We start from the raw sequence: 21,629 nt of genomic DNA on the forward strand, positions 1-21,629 counted from the left end.
GCGTCACGTCTGGTCGCAGACAGAGGTCTTCCGGCCCTGGACAGATCATCTCCGCTCCAGAACACTGTCGAGATCACGGTGGAAAGGGTCGATAAATGGGGATCTGCGAGGGCCGGGTCGTCGTGGTGACGGGAGCCGGACGCGGCATCGGGCGCGCGCAAGCCCTGGAGTTCGCGCGGCAGGGCGCGAAGGTCGTCGTCAACGATCTCGGAGCGGGTCCGTACGGCTACGGCCGCGGCGGCGGACCGGCCCGCGAGGTGGCCGAGGAGATCCGCGCCGAGGGCGGCCAGGCCGTGGCGAGCTGCGACGACGTCGCCGACTGGGACGGGGCGGCGCGGCTGGTCAAGTCCGCGTTGAGCGCCTTCGGCGGCCTGGACGTCCTGGTCGGCGCCACCGGCTTCACCCGCGACCGCACGCTGGTGACCATGACCGAGGGCGACTGGGACGACGTGATCCGGGCCCAGCTCAAGGGCTGCTTCCTCCCGCTCCGGCACGCCTCCGCGTACTGGCGGGAGCGGGCCGCGGCCGGGCATCCCGTGGACGGCCGCGTCATCAACACCTCGTCGGCCGCCGGCCTGTACGGCAGCGCGGGCCAGGGCAACTACGCGGCCGCCACGGCCGGGATCGCCGCGCTCACCCAGGTCGCCGCCGCCGAGCTGGAGCGGTACGGCGTGACCGTCAACGCCGTCGCGCCCGCGGCCTCGCACGGCGGAGCCGGGGAAGGCGCGGCGGGCGCGCTCGGCGAGGGCGCCGCGGGCGCCGCGGAGATCGACGTGGCGTCCCTGAGCGCCTGGCTCGGGTCCGCCGGGTCGCGGCATGTCACCGGCCGCGTGTTCGAGGTGGGGGAGGGCGCGATCTCCCTGGCGACCGGCTGGCGGCACGGCCCCAGAGCGGGCCGGGGCGAGTGGGACCGCGCCGACGTGGGCGCCGCCGTCGCGGAGCTGCTCGCCCACGCCCCGGTTCCCGTGCCCGTCCGCGGCTCCGCCTGACGCCCCCGGACGGCGACACCGGCCTGCTCATGCGAGGCCCGCCCCCGAGTGCCGCTCCCGCTTTGACATGTCCGTACGATTTTTAGGTACTGACACGACATGATGGGAGCGCGATGAAGGTCGCCTACGTCACCTTCGCCGACCCGCTGGGACACGACGACGAGCGGGAGACCGCGCTCGCGGCCTGGCTGGGAGCGGGCGTCGAGGGAACGCCGGTGCGATGGGACGATCCGGAGGTGGACTGGGCCTCGTTCGACGCCGCGGTGGTCCGCTCCGCGTGGGACTACATCGACCACCGGGACGAGTTCGTCGCCTGGGCCCACCGGACCGCTGGGCTGACCCGGCTGCTGAACCCCGCCCGGGTGCTCGAATGGAACACCGACAAGACCTACCTGCGCGACCTCGGCGTGCCGACCGTCCCCACGCACTGGAGTCACGAGGGGATCCCCGAGTGGGACGAGTACGTGGTCAAGCCGGCGATCTCGGCGGGCGCGCGGGACACCGTCCGCACCGCCGACCGGGCCGAGGCCGAGGCGCACGCCGCCCGGCTGGCCGGCCAGGGGCGCACCGTCATGGTGCAGCCGTACCTCGACACCGTCGAGCACGAGGGCGAGCTGTCGCTGCTCTACTTCGGCGGCGAGTTCAGCCACGCCGTACGGCGGCATCCGATGCTGGCGAAGGGCGGCCCCGACCTCGACCTGAACAACAGGGCGACGCTGCGCGACCCGGACGCGGACCAGTTCGAGGTGGCCGAGCTGGTGCTGAGCAAGGTGCCCGAGCGGCTGCTCTACGCGCGCGTCGACCTGGTCCGGATGCCGGACGGTGAGCCCGTGCTCATCGAGCTCGAACTCACCGAGCCGTACCTCTTCCTCCGGTACGAGCTGGACGCCCCCGACCTCTTCGCCCGCGCCCTGGTGGAGATGCTGGAAAGCTAACCGCGGGGCAGGCCGAGTGTGCGCTCGGCGATGATGTTGCGCTGGATCTCGCTCGAACCGGCATAGATGGTGTCGGCCCGGCTGAAGAGGTACAGCCGCTGCAGGTCGTTCAGGTCGTACGGCTCGCCGTCGGCGACCAGCCCGGCCCGTCCCTGGACGGCCTGCGCCAGCTCGCCCAGCCTGCGGTGCCACTCCGACCAGTAGAGCTTCGCGATCGACACCTCGGGCCCGGGCTCGCCCGCGCCCAGCGAGGTCATCGTGCGCAGCGCGTTGAGGCGCATGATCTCCAGTTCGAGCCAGGACTGGGTGAGCCGGTCGCGCAGCACCGGGTCGTCCACCGCGCCGGACCTGCGCGCGGCCTCGATCACCGACTCCAGCTCCCGCCGGAAGCCGATCTGCTGGCCGAGCGTGGACGCGCCGCGCTCGTAGCCGAGCGTCGCCATCGCGACCCGCCATCCGTCGCCGGGCTCGCCCAGGATGTTCGCGGCGGCCGTACGGGCGCCGTCGAAGAAGACCTCGTTGAACTCGCCGGTGCCGGTCATCTGCGTGATGGGCCGGATCTCGACGCCGGGCTGGTCCATCGGGACCAGCAGGTAGGACAGGCCCTTGTGCCGCTGCGAGCCCGGCTCGGTGCGGCACACGACGAAGCACCAGTCGGCGACGTGGGCGAGCGAGGTCCACACCTTCTGCCCGGTGACGACCCACTCGTCGCCGTCGAGCACGGCCTTGGTCTGCACGTTCGCGAGGTCCGACCCGGCGTCGGGCTCGGAGTAGCCCTGGCACCACAGCTCCTCGCCCTTCTGGATGGGCGGCAGGAACCGCTCCTTCTGCTCGGGCGTGCCGAAGTCGAGGATGGTCGGGCCGATCAGGCCCTCGCCGATGTGGCCGACCCGCGCCGGGGCGTTCGCCCGCGCGTACTCCTCGTAGAACACGACCTGCTCGTCGAGCGTGGCGTCGCGCCCGCCGTACTGCTTGGGCCAGCCGAGGCAGGTCCAGCCGGCCGCGCCGAGGTGGCGCTCCCAGGCGACCCGCAGCTCGTGGCCCTCGTGCTCGCGGCCCGGCCCGCCGAGCCCCCGCGCGTCGGCGAACTCGCCGGTCAGGTTGGCCTCCAGCCAGTCCCGGACCTCTTCTCTGAAGCTTTCTAGCGTCATGCGTGGAACCGTCCGTAATCTCCGCGGAAGAAGACGAGCGGATTGCCGTCCTCGTGCTTGTCGAGCCCGTGGACGCGGGCGACCACGATGACGTGGTCCCCGGCCGGGTGCTCGCTCTCGATCGTGCAGTCGAGCCAGGCGAGCGTGCCGTCGAAGACGGGACCGCCCGCGGGTGAGAGGCTCCAGGACAGGCCCGCGAACTTGTCCCCACCCCTGGCCGCGAGCCGATCGCACACCTGCCGCTGGCTCTCGGCGAGCACGTTCACGCACAGCCGCCCGGCCGCCTTCACCCGGGGCCAGCTCGTGCTGGTGTGCGCCACGCAGAACGCCACCAGAGGCGGGTCCAGGCTGACCGAGGTGAAGGAGTTGGCGGCGAGACCACACGGATCGCCGGTCGCCTCGTCGACGGCCGTGATGGCGACGACTCCGGTGGCGAACCGGCCGAGGACGTTACGGAAGTGCTTGTTGTCGGAGGGGGAGGCGTGCCGCCCGTTCCGGCCGGGACGGGCGCCGAGGGCTGCCCGCTCGGGTCGGGCGTCCGTGCGGGCGTGGTGCCCGTCGGCGGTCGGCGGGGCGTGCTCGCCGGCGGGATGGCGGGGACCGGGGCCGCGCGAGGAGGAATGTGCGGTGTCCGGCGTGGTCGGCCGGGCCGCGTCGGTGCTCATCCTGGCGCTTCCTCCCTCAGTCCCGCCGTGTCCTGCGGTCACCATAACAAGCGTTTGGTAGAAAGTTACGGCGACCCCCTCGGACGTCCGCGGTGACCCCTCGTATGTCGGCGGCGACCCGCTCCGGCGCCTGGCGGCGCGGCGTACGGGGCCGCTTCCGCGGAGCCGTTGCCCCGCCCGGACGCGGCGGCGGTCTCCGCTGAATGACAAGCCGATTTCCGCCCCTGTCATTCCCGCTGCCTGTTACGCGCGCGCCGCGGTCCCGGCCGGGCGGGAGCCGTACGGGCGGGCGGGGGCGGCAGGGGGCGGCAGGGAGGCCGGTGTGGGGTGGCGGCGCGGACGCGAGCCGGACGGGCGTCGGAGGCGCGCCGCTCGGGGACACCGCGAGGCGGTGGGGGTGAAACGGGGATGCGGGAGATGACGTGACGCGTCCTGGCGGGCGTGGGGAGCCCGCCAGGACACGTCACGCTCCGGGCGAGACGGTCACGACCCCGGCGAGGGTTGGGGTCGTGGCCGTCATTGATCGCGCGGAGTCCGTGGTGGCCGGTCATCCTCGCCGGGACCGGCCGATCCCGTCTGATGGCGCATGATCAGCAGCGCGGCGCCGGCCGGGTCGTCCGCCGGGTGCGTGACGACGACCCCACCCGCATTCCAGGCGAAGACCCCGTTCTCGCACCAGACGGTCAGTTCGGTAGATACCGACGGCACCGACATCCCGCTTCCGCTGCTCTGGTAGGTGTGGGGTGCCACTTGCGGCACTCCCGCTCCCATTCGATGGATTTGTACCAACGTTTGGATGATGCGCGGTCCGCCCGCTCAGGTCAAGTGGTTGTTTGCAGCAAGACAGAGATCGTCTAAATTTGTTGGAACAAAAGGGTAGATTTGAGGGAAAATGGCACGATCGTCGCTCTACCAGCAGGTGGCCGCCGAGCTGCGCAAGGCCATCTACGTGGGAGCGCTCGGGCCAGGCGACCAGATCCCGACCGAGGCCGAGCTCATGGAGGCCCACGGGGTCAGCCGGAACACCGTGCGGCTGGCGCTGGGCGAGCTCGAGAACGAGGGTCTGATCCTCCGGATGCGCCGCCGCGGCACGTTCGTCCGCGAGCGCCGCCCGCTCCTCATCCGCCCCCAGGACGAGCTGCTGTCCCTGCGCGCGGGGGAGCCCCGCATCGACGCGTTCGTGCACGCCGTCACCTCGGAGGGCCGCGAGGCCGGCCAGGACATCGAGGTGGCCATCGTCCAGCCCCCGGAGGACGTGGCGACCCGGCTCGCCATCACCGGCCGGGCCCTCGCCGTCGTGCGCCGCCGCCTCCGCTTCGTGGACGGCCAGCCGTACAACACGAACGACTCCTACTTCCCGTACGGCCTGGTCGCCGACTCGGAGATCGCCCGGCCCGGCGACATCAGGCGGGGCGCGAACCGGGTGCTCGAAGAGCTGGGACACCCCCAGGTCCGCGTCATCGACGACATCTCCGCCCGCATGCCCACCCCCGACGAGTCGTCGCGCCTCCAGCTGGAGCCGGGCACCCCCGTCGTCGTCTACGTCCGGGTCGGATACGACCCCGAGGACGTCCCCGTACGCGTCGCGGTGTCGGTGCTCCCCGCCGACAAGCACCTCATCAGATACGAGCTGGAAGCCCGATGACGCGCCACGGATCCCCCGTCGCCTGACGGGGCGTTCCCCCTCGTTCCTCCCCACGGACGACCGTGGGGCCCGCTCGCCGTCGCACCAGTCACGGCCTGCCCCCTCCACGCGCTGGAGAAGGCCGCCATCCGGCGGGCGAACGCCGCTGGAAGGCCGCTCCCGCTGAACGCCCTACGAGGCCGCGCGGAGGCGCACGCCCTCCATCGGTGACTTTCCGTGCCCGAAGCACCACAGAAAGGAATCGATCATGTCGTCCCGCATCCTCCTCCCCGGAAAGTTCACCCTCCGCCGGGCCGTGCACGAGGACCTCTCCCCCGTGCTCTCCCTGCTCGCCGACGCCGCCCGGTGGCTCGCCTCCCAGGGCGTACGGCAGTGGCCGGCCGACGGCTTCCCCGCCTCCCGCATCGAGCCGCTCATCGCCGCCGGCGCGATGTACGTCCTCGACGACGGGACCGGAGCGGCCGCGACCGTCGCCCTCGACGGCCACGCCGACCCCGAGTTCTGGGGCCGCGACGACCGTCCCGACACCGCCCGCTACGTCCACAAGCTCGCGGTGAGCCGCGCGTACGCCGGAAAGGGGCTCGGCGAGGCGCTCCTCGACTGGGCCGGGCTGCGCGCGGCGGCGGAAGGCAGACGCTGGCTCCGGCTGGACTGCTCCAAGGACAATCTCCGGCTGCAGCGCTACTACGCCGAGCTGGGGTTCCGGCATGTCAGGACCGTGGACCTGGCCCACCGGGCGTCGGGAGCGCTCTTCGAGCGCCGGGCGGGCGCCACCGTGACATCCGCCCGCACAAGGTAGCGATCTCATGCTGAACAGGGCGCATGCCGTACAGCGTGTCAAACGGACCGGCTACTGTTCGGTACATGACCGCATCGCTGCTGGAAGTGATCGCGCTGGACGTGCGTGACGCCGTCGCCGCCGAGGAAGGGGGAGCCGACCGGCTGGAGGTCGTGTCCGACATGGCCTCAGGTGGGCTCACCCCCTCGGCGGAGGTGGTGGCCGCGATCGCCGGGGCGTGCTCGCTGCCCCAGATGGTGATGCTGCGCGGCAACGCGGGGTTCGCGACCACCGGCGAGGAACTCGACCGCCTCCGCGAGGAGGCCCGCGCGCTGGCCGAGGCGGGGGCGGGCGGGTTCGTCTTCGGCTTCCTCACCGCCGACGGCGCGGTCGACATGGAGGCGACCGAGGCGCTCATCCACGCGGTCGCGCCGCTCCCGTGGACCTTCCACCGGGCGGTCGACAACGCCGCCGACGTCCGGGCCGCCTGGCGTGCCGTACGGCTGCTGCCGAACCTGGCCACCGTCCTCACGTCCGGCTCCCCGGCCGGCGTCGGCGAGGGCCTGCCGGTGCTGCGCGAGCGCACCGACGCCGGAGACGGCGAGATCATCCTGGCCGGGGGCGGGCTCAAGCAGGAGCACGTCCCCGTGCTGGCCGAGCGCGGTGTGCGCGCCTTCCACGTCGGCAGCGCCGTACGCGAATCATGGGCCCACCCCGTGGACGCCTCGCGCGTACGCGACTGGCGCCGCCTCCTCGACAACGTCTAGACGTCCGGGCTCGGCGGGAGTCCGAACGCGGCGAACAGGCCCGGCACCTCGAACACGTCGATCGCGATGAGGAAGCCCGCGTCGGCCGCCTCACCCCTTGACCGGCCCGGCCGGGCGCCCGGCGTAACCGGCTGGCGCCGCCTCCTCGACAACGTCTAGGCTCCGCGGCATTCGGGCGTTCTCGGTCGGCGCGTTCTCCCGGTAGGGCGAGGACGGCCGAGGACGCGTGGCGGGCCGATTCGTGATGCGGGGTGGGCCGGGTGCGGACGAGGTTGCGGAAGCTGACCGTCGGCGGGCGGCCGTTCATGTGGCGCGCCGAGATCCGCCACGTGAGCGGTGAGGGCGACTGCCACCGGTGCATCCGGGTGCGGATCTGGGGGGCGGGCAAGAACGGCCGCGCCCTGCAGGCCGACCTGTTGTCCAAGAGCTGGGGCACGCCGTGGGCCGCGTGCGCCACCGACGGCTCCTACCCGGCTCCCCGGGATGTGCGGGCACTCGTGGAGTACGCGATGGAGAACGGCTGGGAGCCCGAGATCCGCGGCGGGACGTTCATGCTGACCGAGAGCGAGCACGCGTCCGCGCTGGAGGTGCCCGATTTCCTGCTCACCGATCGGCTTCGCCTGCCGGACGCGCCGGATCCGACCGCGCGGGTGATCCGCGCCTTCGAGCGGCGGACGACCCTCGCGGCCGGCCCGCTCCCGAAGGAGGGCACCCCCGGTCCGGCCGCGCGCACGTAGCCGGCCGGACGCGAGACCCGCCCGGTAGCCGGATGCGAGGGGCCGCCACCGGCCTCGGGTTTTCGCTGCGGATTCCTCTGACGAACAGAAGGCGTCTGAGCGCGGTCCATATCGACCTCCGCGCCGCCTGATCGCCGGTCCCGCATCATTTGGTCCGAGGTGTCGACAAATGGGGTTATATCGGGGCCGCAAATGGTCCGGTGTGCGGACCGCTGCCCGGCCGAGGAGGAGGGCTCATTCGCCCGGTGCGGGACCCCCGCGTCGGGCAGGTCTCGCGGGGCCGCCGGATCGCCGAGAACTCCCGCGATGGCCGCTCCGCGCGGTTTCGCGATCCACGCTTTCGGTGCTCGGCGTTCGGTGCCGGTCGTCGCGCTATCGTTCCGCCCGAAAAGATATATAAGGCATTTCCCGAATTTGCTCGGCTCCCTCAATATCCAGTCAATGATGGCTGTTCGTCCGATGTCCAGAATCGGACAACAATCATCAATGACACGTTTGACCGTCACCTGTATTATCGCCGTTCGTGGCTGAAGGTGATCTTCCGAGCCCGTCACTGGCAGTCGATCTTTTCTTCGTCATGCACGACAACGTGACGGGTCGTCCGCGACTGCATCCCCGCCTCGCGAGCCTGGGTCTCGCGGGTGCCGTCATCGGCGAGCTGATGCTCGCCGGGCGTGTGACGCTCGACCTCGCGCCGGGCCGGGACCGGCTCTACGTGACCGCCCGGGACGCCGCCGGCGACCCGCTCGCGCAGAGCGTGCTCGACCACCTCGTCGCCGAGCCGCACCACCCTCTGATCACCTGGCTCCACTTCTTCGCCCGCACGATCTACGCCGACGTCACCGCCGTCATGATCGCCGCGAAGCTGCTCAACCCGCCGTCGCGCCACCTGCTGAAACAGCAGCCGGCGACCCCCGTCAACACGAACACGGCCGCGTGGCCGCTCGCCCGCCTCAACCTCGCCGCCGAGCGGCGCACGCCGCCCGCGGTGAGGGACTGCGTCCTCATCGGGCTCTTCGTCGCCACCGGTGGCGCCGAGCGGGCTCTGCGGGAGCACGACCCCGCGTTCGCGGCCGCCGCGATCGCCGTGCTCCCGGCGCCGCTGCGGAGACTCATCGCCCAGACCGAGGTCGCCGTCGGCGAAGCCGTCATCAGCCGCCGGTGAACCCTCCCCACCCCCCATCTCACGGAGTTCCGAATGTCCCTCACAGAGCAACGGCCCGGCGCCGTCTCCGCCGCACTGGCCAAGGACCGGCTCGGTGTCCCGTCGGTCGTGTTCTTCGTCATCTCCGCGGCGGCGCCGCTGATGGTCGTCGCGGGTTCGGTCCCGACGGCGTACACGGTGACGGGCGTCATCGGCGTGCCGTTCGCGTTCCTGATGCTGGGCGCGATCTTCACGCTCTTCGCCGTCGGGTACGTGACCATGGCCAGGTACGTCGTGAACGCGGGCGCGTTCTACGCCTACGCGGCGCAGGGGCTCGGCCGGACGCAGGGGGTGGCGACCGCGTGGGTGGCCCTGCTGGCCTACAACGCGCTGCAACTGGGCCTCTACGGCATCATCGGGTCGGCGGCCGAGCCGCTGCTCCTCGACTGGTTCGGCGCCTCGCCCCCGTGGTGGGTGATCGCGCTGGTGGCGTGGGCGCTGACCGGCCTGCTCGGCCTGCTGCGGGTGGACGTCAACGGCAAGATCCTCTCGGTCCTCCTGGTGAGCGAGATCGCCGTCGTCCTGGTGTTCGACCTCGGTGACCTGTTCCACGCCGCCCCGAGCGGCGTGAGCTTCGAGGGCTTCAACCCCGGCGCGCTGTTCGTGCCCGGCGTGGGCGCCGCGCTCGCCACCGTCGTCGCCGGGTTCGCCGGCATCGAGTCGTCGGTGGTCTTCGCCGAGGAGTCCAAGGACCGCGACAGGACCGTGCCCGTCGCCACCTACGTGGGCATCGCGATCATCGCGCTGCTGTACGCGGTCTCCGCGTGGGCGCAGACGGTGCCGGCCGGGCCGGACGGGATCGTCAAGGCGGCGTCCGAGCAGGGGACCGAGCTGATCTTCAACCAGGCGGCCGCCCACATGGGCTCGGCCGTCTCGACGATCGGGTCCGTGCTGTTCGTGACCAGCAGCATGGCGTGCATGATCGCCTTCCACAACACCACGGCCCGCTACATCTTCGCGCTGGGCCGTGAGAACGTCCTTCCGCCGGTGTTCGGGCGCACCTCGGCCCGCACCGCCGCCCCGATGGCCGGCTCCGTGCTGCAGACGGCGCTCGGACTGATCGTGATCGTCGTCTACGCGGCCTTCGACCTCGACCCGGTCACGAAGCTGTTCTTCACCTTCGGCGCGTTCGGCGGGCTCGGGCTGCTGACCCTGCTCACCGTCACCTCGATCTCGGTGATCGTGTTCTTCGCCCGGAACCCCACGGGCGAGACGGCCTGGCGGACGCGCGTCGCCCCGGCCCTCGCCGCCGTGGCGCTGTGCGTGATCATCGGCATGACTCTGATCAACTTCGACACCGTCCTCGGGGTCGCGCCCGACTCGGTCATCCGCTGGATCCTGCCCGGCATCTTCCCCGTCGCGATCGCCCTCGGCGTCGCGTGGGCGCGCGTCCTGAAGGCGACCAGGCCGGAGGTGTACGCCAACATCGGCCTGGGCGCGCACGCCGCCGGAGGAGGTGCCAGGTGACCGCCGAAATCACTCGCATGACCGACGCGGACGCGGCCGGCGAGCTCATCGCCGAAACCTTCAGCCGCGACGAGATCACCCGGTGGCTCATCCCGCCGGAGCGGGACCGGCTGCCGATCCAGCGTCGGTTCTTCACCATGCACACCGCGCACGCCCTCGACCACGGCCACATCTACGGGGTCCGCGAGTCGGGCGAGCTCGCCGGGGTCGCGGTCTGGTTCAGCGCGCCGTACCCCGAGATCCCCGGGCAGGAGGAGCGGATCGCGTCCTTCGCCGGAGAGCACGCCGAACGCTACGACCTGTTCGGCGCGCTCATGGACGAGCTCCGCCCGCAGAAGCCGCACCACTACCTGGCGTTCATCGCCCTGCTGGAGGGGCGGACCGGCCGCGGCCTCGGCAGCCTGCTGCTGGAGGAGCACCACCGGCGGCTGGACACCGAAGGGACGCCGGCGTACCTGGAGGCCAGCAGCGAGGCGAGCCGCCGGCTCTATCTCCGGCACGGCTACGTGGACATGCCGGAGCTGCTCCGGCTGCCCGACGGTCCGGTGATGTATCCGATGTGGCGCGAGCCGGTCTCCCGCGCGGACTGACCGCCCGGCGGCTACCCGCCGTCGGCGGCGCCGTCCAGCAGGCAGAGGGCGTTGTCGGCGCGGGTGAGCGCGGCCATCACGGTCCTGATCGTGGCGGGTTCGTCCATGATGCCGCCGCCCGCGTCCCGCCGCTGCTCCCACGCCTCCACCCGCGCGCGGTACTCCTCGTAGTGCGCGAGATGGAACGCGTACACGGCGGCGTAGCGGCTGACCAGATGCGAGGGGTGCATGTCCCACCCCTGGTAGAAGCCGTGCGAGAGCGAGTGCGCCACCAGCTCGGCGTGCCGGGCCCAGAGCGCGCGGACATCCTGGGACGAGTTGGACGCGGGGGAGGCGGCGAGCGAGCCGTCGGACAGCTCCACCCCGGTCCCGGCGAAGACGATGCGCATGGCCTCCCTGGCCTGGTCGCACACCGGGTGGTCGAGCCGCTGCTCGTGCGGGGGCAGCCCGCAGGCGGCGGTGTAGTCGAACACCCCGAAATGCGCGGCGGCCAGCCGTCCCTTGAGGGACGGCACCAGGTCGGGGGAGCGCAGCAGGAACGCCACCGTCTGGGGGGCCTCGACCTGGATCTCGAACCGCAGGGCGCACTCCGGCAGGCCGAGCGCGCCCTCCAGCGCTTCCAGGCAGCCGGCGAACTGCCCGAGGTACGCCTCCATCAGCACCTTCGGGAAGGTGACCGTGAAGCCCGGCGGCAGCTCGCCCGCGCGCCTGAGCACCTCCGTGAGGAAACCGTCGAGCGTCCTGACGCTGCGTACGGGGTCCCCGTCGGCGAACGACTTGACCCGCAGCCCCCAGCGGCGCGGCAGCGTGCCCGCCTCCGCCATCGCCGCCACGGCGTCGGCGGCGCTCTCGACGTGCCGGTCCTCCTCGGCGTCCGGGCGCCGGCCGTACCCGTCCTCGAAGTCGACGCGCAGGTCCTCGACCGGCTCGATCCGCAGCTTCCTGCGGACGCGGTCGTGGACGGGCGCGGCCAGATCGGGGTCGAGCCCGCACAGCGGCGGCAGCTCCCCGGGGGTGAAGAGGTGCTCGTGGAGCAGTTCGGTGGCAGCCCGCCCCCACTCGTCGACCGTGGTCGCGGAGACCCGGTCGGCGGGCACGTAAATGGTGTGCACCGGCTGCCAGGCGGGCTCCGTCCCGGCGAACCGCTCAGACTGCTCCCGATAGGTTTCCTCGAAGCCCCCGATGAGGCCGGACGGTTCGGGCAGGGTCGTCTTCATACCCCGATCCTCGCAAAGCGGCCCCGTAGGGGTCGGGACGAGGCCCGTCGTACCCCGGCCGCCGGGAAGCGGCGCGGGCCGGTCAGGACGGGGCGCCCGCCGTGTCCCGGGGGGCGCGGCCGCAGGCGGCGAGCAGCGCGGGACGGCCGACGAGCTTGACCCGCTCGCCCCGCCCCAGGGCCCGGGCCAGGTCGGCCTCGGCCGCCTCGATCGCGAGCCAGTCGTCGTACGTCACGGGGGTGACGCCGCGCGCGCTCAGCAGGTCGTCCAGCTTGGTGGCCGCCGTCCCGGGGACGGCCTCCGCGAGCAGGGTGCGCGCGGTCTCGGCGGCGTCGGACTTGTTGGTGCCGATCACGCCGGTGGGGCCCCGCTTGAGCCATCCGGCGACGTACTGGCGCTCGGCCCCCGTCACCTTGCCCGCGACGTTCGGCACGGTCATGGTCCCGGTGTCGAACGGCACGCCGGGCAGCGGCACGCTGCGGTAGCCCACCGACCGCAGCACCATGCCGGCCGGGACGGTCTCGAACTCGCCGGTGCCGGTCACCCGGCCGTCCACCAGGCGGGTCCGCTCCAGCCGGATGCCCTCGACGCGGGTGGCGCCGAGGATCTCCACCGGGCGCAGCCAGAAGCGCACGTCCAAGGCGCGCGGCCGGCCCTGCGGAACCCGCGCGGACCAGGAGCGCAACACCTCGACGTTGCCCCTGATCTGACGGGAGAGCCCTTCGACGTCCGCGCCCTCGACCTCGTGCGGGAGGGTGCGGACGTCGGCGTTCGTCAGCTCGCCCAGCTCACGCAGCTCCTTGAGGGTGAACTTGGCGTGCTCGGGGCCCCGGCGCCCGATCATGTGGATCCGGCGGACGCGGGAGGCGGCGAGCCGGTCGAGCACCTCCTCCGGGACGTCCGTGCCGCGCAGTTCGTCGGCGGTCTTGGCGAGGACGCGCACGACGTCGACGGCGACGTTGCCGACGCCGATGACCGCGACCTCCTCGGCGTCGAGCGTGAAGGCGTCGGCGGGGACGTCGGGGTGGCCGCAGTACCAGTTCACGAAGTCGGTCGCGGCGACGCTGCCCGGCAGGTCCTCGCCCGGGATGCCGAGGTGCCGGTCCACCATCGCCCCGGTGCAGTAGACGACCGCGTCGTAGCAGGCCAGCAGCTCGTCGGCGGAGACGTCGGACCCCAGCTCGACGCCGCCGAGGAAGCGGGTGCCCGGCGACTCGAGCACCCGCCGCAGGTAGCCCGCGACCGACTTGATCGACGTGTGGTCGGGGGCCACGCCGTACCGGACGAGGCCGTAGGGGGTGGGCAGCCGTTCGAGGACGTCGATCTCGACGGGTTCGCCGGACTGCTTGGACAGGGCCTCGGCGGTGTAGATCCCGGCCGGTCCCGATCCCACGATCGCCACGCGCAACGTCACCATGGCCTCCAGGGCAGGCGTCCTTTACGTGATTCTTTACCACGAGGACCCCATTGGGCCAGGTGGGCCGCGCCACCGCCGGAGGATGTCTTGCCCACGCCTCGCCCGTCGTCCGGTCCCGCCCGTGGCGCGGCCCCCGGAGCGGGGAAATGTCGCGAATGAGGGCTTGCGTGGGGTTGCCTCGACGATCAAAGTTGATCCTCGTGGGCAAAAGGCGGAGAAACCCGGGGACGCACCAGCGGCCGGATGGCACGCTCCCAGACATGAGGGGATTCCGTAGGAGGCTGCCCGACGCGCGCCCGGAGGCCGAGCCGCTGCCGGACGCGCGGCGCTACGAGGCGCTCGGCCGGGTGCTGGCCGCGCTGACCGGAGACGCGGAGATGCGCGACGCGTGCCGCGACCTGAGCTGGTGGCGCGCGGCGGACGAGAGCTGGCACATCGAGTGGGGCGACGGCCCGTACGCCTCGGAGGTGGCCGAGCTGCTCGTCGAGCGGGTGCGCGAGCCGGGGGGCGACGCGGGACCGTCCGGGCCGTCCCGCCTGGTCACGCCGTCCGGGCTCGTCACGCGTACGACGGCGGACCTCGACGTCATGGGCGTCGGCTTCCTGCTGCGCGCGGTCGATCCGCTCGGGCTGGAGCGCCTGCGCACGACCCCCGGGCTGTGGCGGATGGCCGCCTCGATCGCCGCCGGCGAGGAGCCGGAGGGCCGCGGCGGCGCCCGCAGGCACTGGGAGGAGCTGCTCGGCGGCTGACCGACCGGCCGCCCCTCCCGGCCGTGGTCAGAGGACGGAGTGGGCCAGCCGCGCCCGGTGGGCCTGGGGCGGCCCGAAGAGCTGGGAGTCGGAGGTCGCCCGCTTGAAGTAGCGGTGCGCCTCGTGCTCCCAGGTGACGCCGATCCCGCCGTGGACCTGGATGCTCTCGCCGGCCGCCGCCAGGTAGGCCTCGGTGCAGTACGACCCCGCGATCGCCGCGTAGACCGCCAGCTCGTCGGCGGGGGCCGCGCACGCCTGGTAGGCCGCCGAGCGGGCCGACTCCACCAGCAGCAGCACGTCGGCCAGCTTGTGCTTGACCGCCTGGAACGAGCCGATCGGGCGGCCGAACTGGTGCCGCTGCTTGGCGTACTCCACGGCCGCCTCCAGGGAGCGGGACGCGCCGCCGACCTGCTCCGCCGCGAGCGCGGCGACACCCAGGTCGCGCACCCGGTCGCGTGCCCCCGCGTCGCCGATCCGCCGGGCCTGGACGCCGTCGAAGGTCAGCTCGGCCAGCGGCCGGGTCTGGTCCATCGTGACGTGCGGCCGGCGCGCGGAGGGGATCGCCTCGACCAGGGCGTCCCCCACGTACGCGAGGACGACCTCCCCGTCCAGCGCGTACGGCGCCACGCCGTTCAGGAGGCCCCCCTCGAAGGTCAGCTCGGCCTCGTCGGGGAAGATGACGGTGGCCGTCACGGTCCCGTCCGCGATGCCGGGGAGCAGCCGCTCCTTGGCGTCCTCGTCGCCCGACTCGGTGATCGCGGACACGGCCAGGACGGCGGTGGCGAGATAGGGGAGCGGTGACAGCGCCCGGCCGATCTCCTCGCAGACGACGGCCGCCTCGGCGAGCCCGCAGCCCGCGCCGCCGTACTCCTCGGGGACGGCCATCCCGGCGACCCCGAGCTCTCCGGCGAAGCGGCGCCACACGGTCTGGTCCGCCGTGCCGGGGTGGGCCTCGAGGAAGGATCGTACGGCGACTCGCAGCTCGCGCAGTTCATCAGAAGAGGTCACGCGGGGCAGCATAACAAGCGTTTGCTTGATGTACCTGTCCTATGGAGTATTTTGTCCTGTTTTGGGATGTATATACACTGGTCATTGCCACTTTTAGATGATTTTGGGGGATCGAGTGGCTGTGGCCTTGGACAAGTTCCGGCGCCGGGTGGGGGGAGACCCGCCCGGCGACTTCGCGGACCTGGAGCGGTGGGAACGCCGCATCCAGCGCGGCATGCTGCTCGGACTCGCCATGGGCGTGGTCGCCGGAGTGCTCACCGCGCTGGGCGGCAGGTTCGCCCCCGCGCAGGTGTCCGCGGCCGCGGACCCCTACCTGTACCTGGCCGTCGTGATCCTGGCCGGCCGCCTGTCGCTCGGGTTCGGCTGGGCGCTGGTCAACTGCACCCTCACCGCGTTCGGCGTGCTGATCTCCCGGATCCTCTGCGCTGCCGTCATCGGGGGGCAGTCCCCTCTGGACGGCGGCGTGGCCGAGGCCCTCAACCGCCTGCTGTTCCTCATGGTGCTGAGCGGCCTGCTCGCGTCCGTCACCCGGCTGCGCGACGTGTGGGGCGACGTCGCGGCGGGCGGCCTCGCCCTGCTCTTCCTCGTCGACGTCGTGGACGGCTGCCTGGGCCGGATGAACGGCGCCGTGCTCCCGGTGTGGGAGTGGGCCGCCGGCGCCGCGGTCGTCCTCGGCGTGGCCTGCGCCCTGTTCCTGCGGCCCACCTTCCGGTGCCGCCTGAACGCCTCCGGGATCGCCTTCGGGGCCGCCGCCGTCTACACCCTGGCCGCCGCGCTCTAGCGTCGCGCCCTGACGCCGCGCCCCGCCGGACGACCACGTAGATCACGGTGGAGCCTGTGGATAACGATGGGCGGTGCGCGGCCCGGAGTCGATAGCCTTAGCACATCGTCTCTCATGAGATCTCCCACCACGAGCGAGGAGTAGCCGTGCTACTGCGTATGTCGAACCTGTTCCTGCGCACCCTGCGTGAGGATCCGGCGGACGCGGAAGTGCCGAGCCACAAGCTGCTCGTCCGCGCCGGCTACATCCGGCGGGTCGCGCCCGGCATCTACTCCTGGCTGCCGCTCGGCAAGATCGTCCTGGAGAACGTCACCCGCGTGGTGCGCGAGGAGATGGACCGGATGGGCGCGCAGGAGGTGCTCTTCCCCGCCCTGCTGCCCCGCGACTACTACGAGGCGACGGGCCGCTGGACCGAGTACGGCGACACGCTCTTCCGGCTGAAGGACCGCAAGGGCTCCGACTACCTCCTGGGTCCCACCCACGAGGAGATGTTCACCGACATGGTCAAGGGGGAGTACTCCTCCTACAAGGACTATCCGGTCACCCTCTACCAGATCCAGACGAAGTACCGCGACGAGGCCCGGCCTCGGGCGGGCATCCTGCGCGGACGCGAGTTCGTCATGAAGGACTCCTACTCCTTCGACCTCGACGACGACGGCCTCAAGCACTCCTACGAGCAGCACCGCGAGGCCTACATCCGCATCTTCGACCGGCTGGGCATCGACTACCGCATCTGCTTCGCCATGTCCGGCGCGATGGGCGGCTCCGCCTCCGAGGAGTTCCTCGCGCCCTGCCCGACCGGCGAGGACACCTTCGTCGCCTGCCACAACTGCGGGTACGCGGCGAACGCCGAGGCGGTCACCACGCCGGCGCCGCCCGCCGTGACGGCCGAGCAGCCCGCCCTGCGGGTCCTCGACACGCCCGACACCCCGACCATCGAGTCGCTGGTCGAGCACGTCAACGAGCACTACGGGCTCGGGATCACCGCGGCCGACACCCTCAAGAACATCGTGGTCAAGGTCCGCACACCCGGCAGCGACGAGGTCGAGGTCCTCGTCGTCGGCGTGCCCGGCGACCGCGAGGTCGACTTCAAGCGGCTGGAGGCCGCCGTCGCCCCCGGCATCCCCGAGATCTTCGAGGCCGAGGACTTCGCCAAGCACCCCGGGCTGGTCCGCGGCTACATCGGCCCGCAGGTGCTCGCCTCCCTCGGCATCACCTACCTCGTCGACCCGCGCGTCGTCGCCGGCTCCGCCTGGGTCACCGGCGCCAACGAGCCCGGCAAGCACGCGGCCCACGTCGTCGCCGGGCGCGACTTCCAGGCCGACGGCACCATCGAGGCGGCGGAGATCCGGGCCGGCGACTCCTGCCCGCGCTGCGCGCACCCGCTGTCGATCGACCGCGGCATCGAGATCGGCCACATCTTCCAGCTCGGCCGCAAGTACGCCGACGCCGCCGGGCTCGACGCCCTCGGCCCCGACGGCAAGCCGATCCGCGTCACGATGGGCTCGTACGGCGTGGGCGTCTCGCGCGCCGTCGCCGTGGTCACCGAGCAGCGGCACGACGCCCTCGGCCTGGTGTGGCCGCGGGAGATCGCGCCCGCGGACGTGCACATCGTCGGCACCGGCAAGGAGAACCAGATCGAGGTGGCGACCCAGCTCGCCGAGGAGCTCGAGGCACGCGGCCTGCGCGTCCTCGTGGACGACCGCCCCGGCGTCTCGCCCGGCGTGAAGTTCAAGGACTCCGAGCTGCTCGGCATGCCCACCGTGCTGATCATCGGCCGCGGCCTCTCGCAGGGCGTCGCCGAGCTGCGCGACCGCGCCACCGGCGCCAAGGAGGAGATCCCGCTCGCCGAGGCCGTGGACCGGGTGCTCGCCGCCTGCCGGGCCTGACACCTGCGTCCGGGCCCGTCTCCGCGGAGCAGCCGTTCTACGGTGAGACCGCGGGGACGGGCGTGGGCTCGGTCTTGACCGGCGGGGACCCCGAGGTCCTCTCGGCCGGCATCCCGGGGAACGCCCCGACCGCCGGCTGCCAGCCGTACGCGCGGGTCGCGCCCTCCTGCATCGCCTGGGCGGCGAGCCGCCGCAACGACGCGTCCCCGTCGGCGGCGAGCTCCAGATACGCGGTGACGACCCGCTCCTCGATCAGCGAGGCGAGTCGTACGGCGTCGGCCTGGTCCTTCACGTCGAACGGGAGCGGATAGGTCGGGCCGGGCTCGGGCGGTGTGCCGCCCCGCCGCACGATGAGCGCGCGCAGCCGGTCGCGGCGCGCCCGGTGGGCGTCGAAACCGGCGACGGCCTTCGTGTGCAGCGCGCCGGCGGTCTTCGCCCCGACCACTCCGTAGGCGTACACGGCGGCGTGCTCGGCGGCGAGCACCTTGGCGAGCGGGTCGTTCATCGCAGCCTCCCGAGCGCGACCACGTGCACGGCTTCGCAGGCGCCGACGCTGGCCAGGAGCTGGGACAGGACGGGGGAGGCCCCGGCCATCTGTCCTGGCCGGGCCGCCGCCGCGCGCCGTTCCGCGCCGCGCAGGTCGGCCAGCGAGACGGCGGCCGTCGAGGGGGACGTCGAGGGGGACGTCGAGGGGGACACGGACGGGGAGCCGGACGGAGACGGAGACCCCGACGGCGGCGGGGACGCGGGGGCGGAGGCGTCCGCGCCCTGCGGGAGCATGCGGTGAAAGGCGGCCAGATGGGCCAGGTGGCGCTGCTCGAAGGGCCGCAGCTCGGCGGCCAGATCGGTCAGGGAGAGCGCGGCACGCCGGTACAGGGCGACGGTCTGCTCCTTGTCCGCGATCAGCGACCTGAGCAACAGCGTGTCGGGATCGGGACGCGCGGGCGCCGGGGGTTCGGCGGCGGGAGGCGACGAGCAGCCCGAGACCAGCATCCCGGCGGCCGCGGCGCCCAGCAGCGAGCGCCTCGTCAGCGTCGATCCTCCGTCCACGACACAGCATCGTACGGGGGATGACGCCGTACTCGTGGCCAGGCGTCGCGCTCTTTCCGCCCCGTGGTGTCGATAGGCTGTTGGCACATTCGGCGAGGTACGCCAATTGAATCAGGCATTTGAATCAGGGAGGTCGGCATGGGCGACGATGCTCGACGCGGCCGCCTTTTGGAGCTGCTCGGCCCGGTGATCGCCGCCGAGGGGCTCGATCTGGAGGACGTGACGATCACTCCGGCGGGCAAGCGGCGGCTGGTCCGCGTGGTGGTGGACCGCGACGGCGGCGTGAGCCTCGACGACGTGGCGGAGGTCAGCCGGTCCGTCTCCAAGGAGCTTGACGAGGCCGACGTGCTGGGCGGCAGCCCGTACGTACTGGAGATCACCTCGCCCGGAGTCGACCGGCCTCTCACGGAGCCGCGCCACTGGCGGCGGGCCCGTGGCCGGCTGGTCAAGGCCGACCTGAAGGACGGCACTTCCGTCGAGGGGCGGGTGACCGGCGCGGACGAGTCCGGCGTGGAGCTGGACGGCGCGCGCCGCATCGATCTCGCGGACCTGGCGCGCGGCCGGGTCCAGGTGGAGTTCAGCCGGGCGGACGACGGCCACGGCGATGACCTCGATGAGGACATCGAGGACGAGGGCTAAGGGGGAGCCTTGTGGACATTGACATGAGCGTCCTGCGCAGCCTGGAGCGGGAGAAGGACATCTCCTTCGACCTTGTCGTCAAGGCGATCGAGGACGCGCTTCTGATCGCCTATTTCCGCACGGAGGGCGCGGCGCAGAAGGCCAGGGCGGAGCTCGACCGGACGTCCGGGCACGTGAGCATCTGGGCGGCCGAGCTGGGCGAGGGCGGCGAGGTGATCAGGGAGTACGACGACACCCCCGGCAACTTCAGCCGCATCGCCGCCACCACCGCCAAGCAGGTGATCCTTCAGCAGCTGCGCGACGCCGAGGACGAGATCAACTTCGGTGAGTTCGCCAGCCGCGAGGGCGAGCTCGTCGCCGGGATCATCCAGCAGGGCAAGGACCCGCGGGTCGTCCTGGTCGACCTCGGGAAGATCGAGGCGATCCTCCCGCACAACGAGCAGGTCCCCGGCGAGGAGTACAACCACGGCGAGCGGATCCGGTGCTACGTGGTGCAGGTGAAGAAGGGACCGAAGGGGCCGTCGGTGACGCTGTCGCGGACGCACCCCAACCTGGTGAAGAAGCTCTTCGCCCTGGAGGTGCCCGAGATCGCCGACGGCACGGTGGACATCGCCGCCATCGCCCGGGAGGCCGGCCACCGCACCAAGATCGCCGTACGCTCCCGGAAGGGCGGCGTCAACGCCAAGGGCGCCTGCATCGGCCCGATGGGGTCGCGGGTGCGCAACGTGATGACCGAGCTGCACGGCGAGAAGATCGACATCATCGACTGGTCGGAGGACCCGGCGGAGTTCGTGGGGAATGCCCTGTCGCCCGCGCGTGTTTCCCGTGTCGAGGTCGTGGACGCGGAGGCCCGCGTCGCCAGGGTGATCGTGCCGGACTACCAGCTCTCGCTGGCGATCGGCAAGGAAGGGCAGAACGCCCGTCTCGCCAACCGGCTCACCGGATGGCGCATCGACATCCGGCCGGACACCCAGGAGGCACCGGCCGATCCCGCAGATGCGTCGGCAAGGTAAGCTGGAATATGGTGGCCAAAGCGGTCCCGCTGAGAACATGCGTGGGCTGCCGGGTTCGCACGGTCAAGTCCGAGCTGCTCCGCTTGGTCGTGGTCGAGGACGTCATCGTCCCCGACCTGCGAGGACGGCTTCCTGGGCGGGGTGCTTCGCTGCATCCCGCGCTGGGCTGTCTGGAGCTCGCGATGCGTCGCCGCGCGTTCTCCCGCGCTTTTCGCACCGGGAGGACGCTCGATGCGGCGCGTCTGCGTGACTTCCTGGCGGGGCCTTGACGCTCGACGCTGACCGGGTGAATGGTTACCAATTGCTGATCTCAGAGTCGGCATGAGGTCGGAAGAAACTGTCTGTAAGGGACGCCGAGTTGATGGGCGGAGTCAGATTGCTATGAGCGCCTGATGAGCACGCGGCGATGAGTACGTCTAGGTAGCGACGGTCCGGCGGCACTGCCAGCCTCCCGGGCCGAGTTAGGGAGTGCAGTGGCGAAGGTCCGGGTTTACGAGCTCGCCAAGGAGTTCGGAGTAGAGAGCAAGGTCGTGATGGCCAAGCTCACCGAGATGGGCGAGTTCGTGCGATCGGCATCCTCGACGATCGAGGCACCGGTCGTCCGAAAGCTTACGGAGGCGTTCGGTAAGGGCGACTCCTCCAGGGGCGGCAAGTCGTCTCCCCGTCCGGCGCAGCGACCTGCGCCGAGGCCGGCCGAGGGCCAGGCCGGTGGCGCGGCGGCGCCTGTTGCCCAGTCTCCGGACGCCGGCGTCAGGCCGGTCCCCAAGCCGGGCCCGCGGCCCGCGCCCCGTCCGGTTCCGATGCCTCACCCGACGCAGCCCGCGCCCGAGGCGGCGCGGCCCGCGCCGCGTCCGCAGGCCGCACGCCCGGAGGCGCCGCGGCCCGAGGCTCCGCGTCCGGCTGCTCCGGGGCCCCGTCCGAGTGGCGCGGCTCCCAAG

The 21,629-nt window shown here is 72.1% G+C and carries 25 protein-coding genes; 16 read left to right on the forward strand and 9 right to left on the reverse strand.

Going from position 1 to position 21,629, the window contains the following annotated elements; translation table 11 throughout:
- Positions 1-95: 95 nt before the first annotated feature.
- Both AWQ70_RS29880 and AWQ70_RS29885 read left to right on the forward strand, forming a co-directional pair.
- Entirely contained in the window at positions 96-989 is an 894-nt protein-coding gene (locus tag AWQ70_RS29880) for an SDR family NAD(P)-dependent oxidoreductase (RefSeq protein WP_067183338.1), read from the forward strand.
- Positions 990-1,102: 113 nt separating this feature from the next.
- A complete protein-coding gene (locus AWQ70_RS29885) occupies positions 1,103-1,924 on the forward strand; it encodes an ATP-grasp domain-containing protein (protein ID WP_067183341.1) in 822 nt (273 codons plus the stop codon).
- Here AWQ70_RS29885 and AWQ70_RS29890 read toward each other — a convergent pair.
- The 3 genes from AWQ70_RS29890 to AWQ70_RS39385 form a co-directional block, all read right to left on the reverse strand.
- Entirely contained in the window at positions 1,921-3,075 is a 1,155-nt protein-coding gene (locus tag AWQ70_RS29890) for an acyl-CoA dehydrogenase family protein (RefSeq protein ID WP_067183344.1), read from the reverse strand. The two genes, AWQ70_RS29885 and AWQ70_RS29890, sit on opposite strands and share 4 nt — an antisense overlap.
- Positions 3,072-3,740: a flavin reductase family protein gene (locus AWQ70_RS41585; protein ID WP_084517957.1), complete on the reverse strand. Its 669-nt coding sequence runs from the start codon at positions 3,738-3,740 to the stop codon at positions 3,072-3,074. The genes AWQ70_RS29890 and AWQ70_RS41585 overlap by 4 nt, the downstream gene beginning before the upstream one ends.
- A gap of 516 nt (positions 3,741-4,256) precedes the next feature.
- Positions 4,257-4,490: a hypothetical protein gene (locus AWQ70_RS39385; RefSeq protein WP_157530591.1), complete on the reverse strand. Its 234-nt coding sequence runs from the start codon at positions 4,488-4,490 to the stop codon at positions 4,257-4,259.
- A 142-nt stretch (positions 4,491-4,632) separates the two neighbouring features.
- Between AWQ70_RS39385 and AWQ70_RS29900 the strand changes: the two genes are divergently transcribed.
- The 3 genes from AWQ70_RS29900 (at position 4,633) to AWQ70_RS29910 (ending at position 6,930) form a co-directional block, all read left to right on the forward strand.
- Positions 4,633-5,385: a GntR family transcriptional regulator gene (locus AWQ70_RS29900; protein ID WP_067183347.1), complete on the forward strand. Its 753-nt coding sequence runs from the start codon at positions 4,633-4,635 to the stop codon at positions 5,383-5,385.
- Positions 5,386-5,632: 247 nt separating this feature from the next.
- Positions 5,633-6,184: a GNAT family N-acetyltransferase gene (locus AWQ70_RS29905; protein ID WP_067183350.1), complete on the forward strand. Its 552-nt coding sequence runs from the start codon at positions 5,633-5,635 to the stop codon at positions 6,182-6,184.
- A 65-nt stretch (positions 6,185-6,249) separates the two neighbouring features.
- Positions 6,250-6,930 (forward strand): copper homeostasis protein CutC, encoded by a 681-nt coding sequence (locus AWQ70_RS29910; RefSeq protein WP_067183353.1) that lies wholly within the window; start codon positions 6,250-6,252, stop codon positions 6,928-6,930.
- Here AWQ70_RS29910 and AWQ70_RS39390 read toward each other — a convergent pair.
- The gene (locus tag AWQ70_RS39390) at positions 6,927-7,082 is read right to left on the reverse strand and encodes a hypothetical protein (protein WP_157530593.1); all 156 of its coding nucleotides are present in this window, start codon (positions 7,080-7,082) and stop codon (positions 6,927-6,929) included. The two genes, AWQ70_RS29910 and AWQ70_RS39390, sit on opposite strands and share 4 nt — an antisense overlap.
- A gap of 108 nt (positions 7,083-7,190) precedes the next feature.
- On the opposite strand from AWQ70_RS39390, the gene AWQ70_RS29915 reads away from it, so the two are divergent.
- The 4 genes from AWQ70_RS29915 to AWQ70_RS29930 all read left to right on the forward strand — a co-directional run bounded on the left by AWQ70_RS29915 (position 7,191) and on the right by AWQ70_RS29930 (position 10,928).
- Positions 7,191-7,667 (forward strand): integrase, encoded by a 477-nt coding sequence (locus tag AWQ70_RS29915; RefSeq protein ID WP_067183413.1) that lies wholly within the window; start codon positions 7,191-7,193, stop codon positions 7,665-7,667.
- 523 nt (positions 7,668-8,190) lie between these two features.
- Complete coding sequence (locus AWQ70_RS29920) at positions 8,191-8,832, forward strand: GOLPH3/VPS74 family protein (protein ID WP_157530595.1); 642 nt, start codon at positions 8,191-8,193, stop codon at positions 8,830-8,832.
- A gap of 33 nt (positions 8,833-8,865) precedes the next feature.
- On the forward strand, positions 8,866-10,338 hold the full coding sequence (locus AWQ70_RS29925; protein WP_067183359.1) for an APC family permease: 1,473 nt from the start codon (positions 8,866-8,868) through the stop codon (positions 10,336-10,338).
- Positions 10,335-10,928, forward strand: coding sequence for a GNAT family N-acetyltransferase (locus tag AWQ70_RS29930; RefSeq protein WP_084517959.1), 594 nt, complete (start codon positions 10,335-10,337; stop codon positions 10,926-10,928). The genes AWQ70_RS29925 and AWQ70_RS29930 overlap by 4 nt, the downstream gene beginning before the upstream one ends.
- Positions 10,929-10,939: 11 nt before the next feature.
- Here the strand turns inward: AWQ70_RS29930 and AWQ70_RS29935 are convergent, their stop codons facing one another.
- Together AWQ70_RS29935 and AWQ70_RS29940 are read right to left on the reverse strand one after the other, a co-directional pair.
- A complete protein-coding gene (locus tag AWQ70_RS29935; RefSeq protein ID WP_067183362.1) occupies positions 10,940-12,145 on the reverse strand; it encodes a DUF6986 family protein in 1,206 nt (401 codons plus the stop codon).
- Positions 12,146-12,227: 82 nt separating this feature from the next.
- Positions 12,228-13,562, reverse strand: coding sequence for an FAD-dependent oxidoreductase (locus tag AWQ70_RS29940; RefSeq protein WP_067183366.1), 1,335 nt, complete (start codon positions 13,560-13,562; stop codon positions 12,228-12,230).
- A 260-nt stretch (positions 13,563-13,822) separates the two neighbouring features.
- On the opposite strand from AWQ70_RS29940, the gene AWQ70_RS29945 reads away from it, so the two are divergent.
- A complete protein-coding gene (locus tag AWQ70_RS29945) occupies positions 13,823-14,311 on the forward strand; it encodes a hypothetical protein (RefSeq protein WP_084517960.1) in 489 nt (162 codons plus the stop codon).
- Positions 14,312-14,338: 27 nt separating this feature from the next.
- Here the strand turns inward: AWQ70_RS29945 and AWQ70_RS29950 are convergent, their stop codons facing one another.
- Complete coding sequence (locus AWQ70_RS29950; RefSeq protein ID WP_245647209.1) at positions 14,339-15,319, reverse strand: acyl-CoA dehydrogenase family protein; 981 nt, start codon at positions 15,317-15,319, stop codon at positions 14,339-14,341.
- Positions 15,320-15,434: 115 nt separating this feature from the next.
- On the opposite strand from AWQ70_RS29950, the gene AWQ70_RS29955 reads away from it, so the two are divergent.
- Positions 15,435-16,100, forward strand: a complete 666-nt coding sequence (locus AWQ70_RS29955) for a hypothetical protein (protein ID WP_157530597.1) — start codon at positions 15,435-15,437, stop codon at positions 16,098-16,100.
- Positions 16,101-16,246: 146 nt separating this feature from the next.
- Positions 16,247-17,989 carry a proline--tRNA ligase gene (locus tag AWQ70_RS29960; RefSeq protein ID WP_174552434.1) on the forward strand — a complete coding sequence of 581 codons (1,743 nt, stop codon included), beginning with the start codon at positions 16,247-16,249 and terminating at the stop codon, positions 17,987-17,989.
- Between the two features lie 37 nt (positions 17,990-18,026).
- Here AWQ70_RS29960 and AWQ70_RS29965 read toward each other — a convergent pair whose 3' ends face one another.
- Together AWQ70_RS29965 and AWQ70_RS29970 are read right to left on the reverse strand one after the other, a co-directional pair.
- On the reverse strand, positions 18,027-18,494 hold the full coding sequence (locus tag AWQ70_RS29965) for a ferritin-like domain-containing protein (RefSeq protein ID WP_067183379.1): 468 nt from the start codon (positions 18,492-18,494) through the stop codon (positions 18,027-18,029).
- Positions 18,491-19,039 carry a hypothetical protein gene (locus AWQ70_RS29970; RefSeq protein WP_067183382.1) on the reverse strand — a complete coding sequence of 183 codons (549 nt, stop codon included), beginning with the start codon at positions 19,037-19,039 and terminating at the stop codon, positions 18,491-18,493. The genes AWQ70_RS29965 and AWQ70_RS29970 overlap by 4 nt, the downstream gene beginning before the upstream one ends.
- A gap of 138 nt (positions 19,040-19,177) precedes the next feature.
- Between AWQ70_RS29970 and rimP the strand changes: the two genes are divergently transcribed.
- From rimP to AWQ70_RS41590, 4 genes are all read left to right on the forward strand, one after another.
- On the forward strand, positions 19,178-19,678 hold the full coding sequence (rimP, locus tag AWQ70_RS29975) for a ribosome maturation factor RimP (RefSeq protein ID WP_067183385.1): 501 nt from the start codon (positions 19,178-19,180) through the stop codon (positions 19,676-19,678).
- A 23-nt stretch (positions 19,679-19,701) separates the two neighbouring features.
- Complete coding sequence (nusA, locus tag AWQ70_RS29980) at positions 19,702-20,691, forward strand: transcription termination factor NusA (RefSeq protein ID WP_067183389.1); 990 nt, start codon at positions 19,702-19,704, stop codon at positions 20,689-20,691.
- An 8-nt stretch (positions 20,692-20,699) separates the two neighbouring features.
- The gene (locus AWQ70_RS29985) at positions 20,700-20,960 is read left to right on the forward strand and encodes a YlxR family protein (protein ID WP_084517961.1); all 261 of its coding nucleotides are present in this window, start codon (positions 20,700-20,702) and stop codon (positions 20,958-20,960) included.
- A 204-nt stretch (positions 20,961-21,164) separates the two neighbouring features.
- The coding region (locus AWQ70_RS41590; protein ID WP_245647210.1) for a translation initiation factor IF-2 N-terminal domain-containing protein at positions 21,165-21,629 on the forward strand (465 nt) is incomplete at its 3' end.

Origin of the sequence: Microtetraspora niveoalba, assembly GCF_001570405.1 — a bacterium.
Classification (GTDB): domain Bacteria; phylum Actinomycetota; class Actinomycetes; order Streptosporangiales; family Streptosporangiaceae; genus Microtetraspora; species Microtetraspora niveoalba.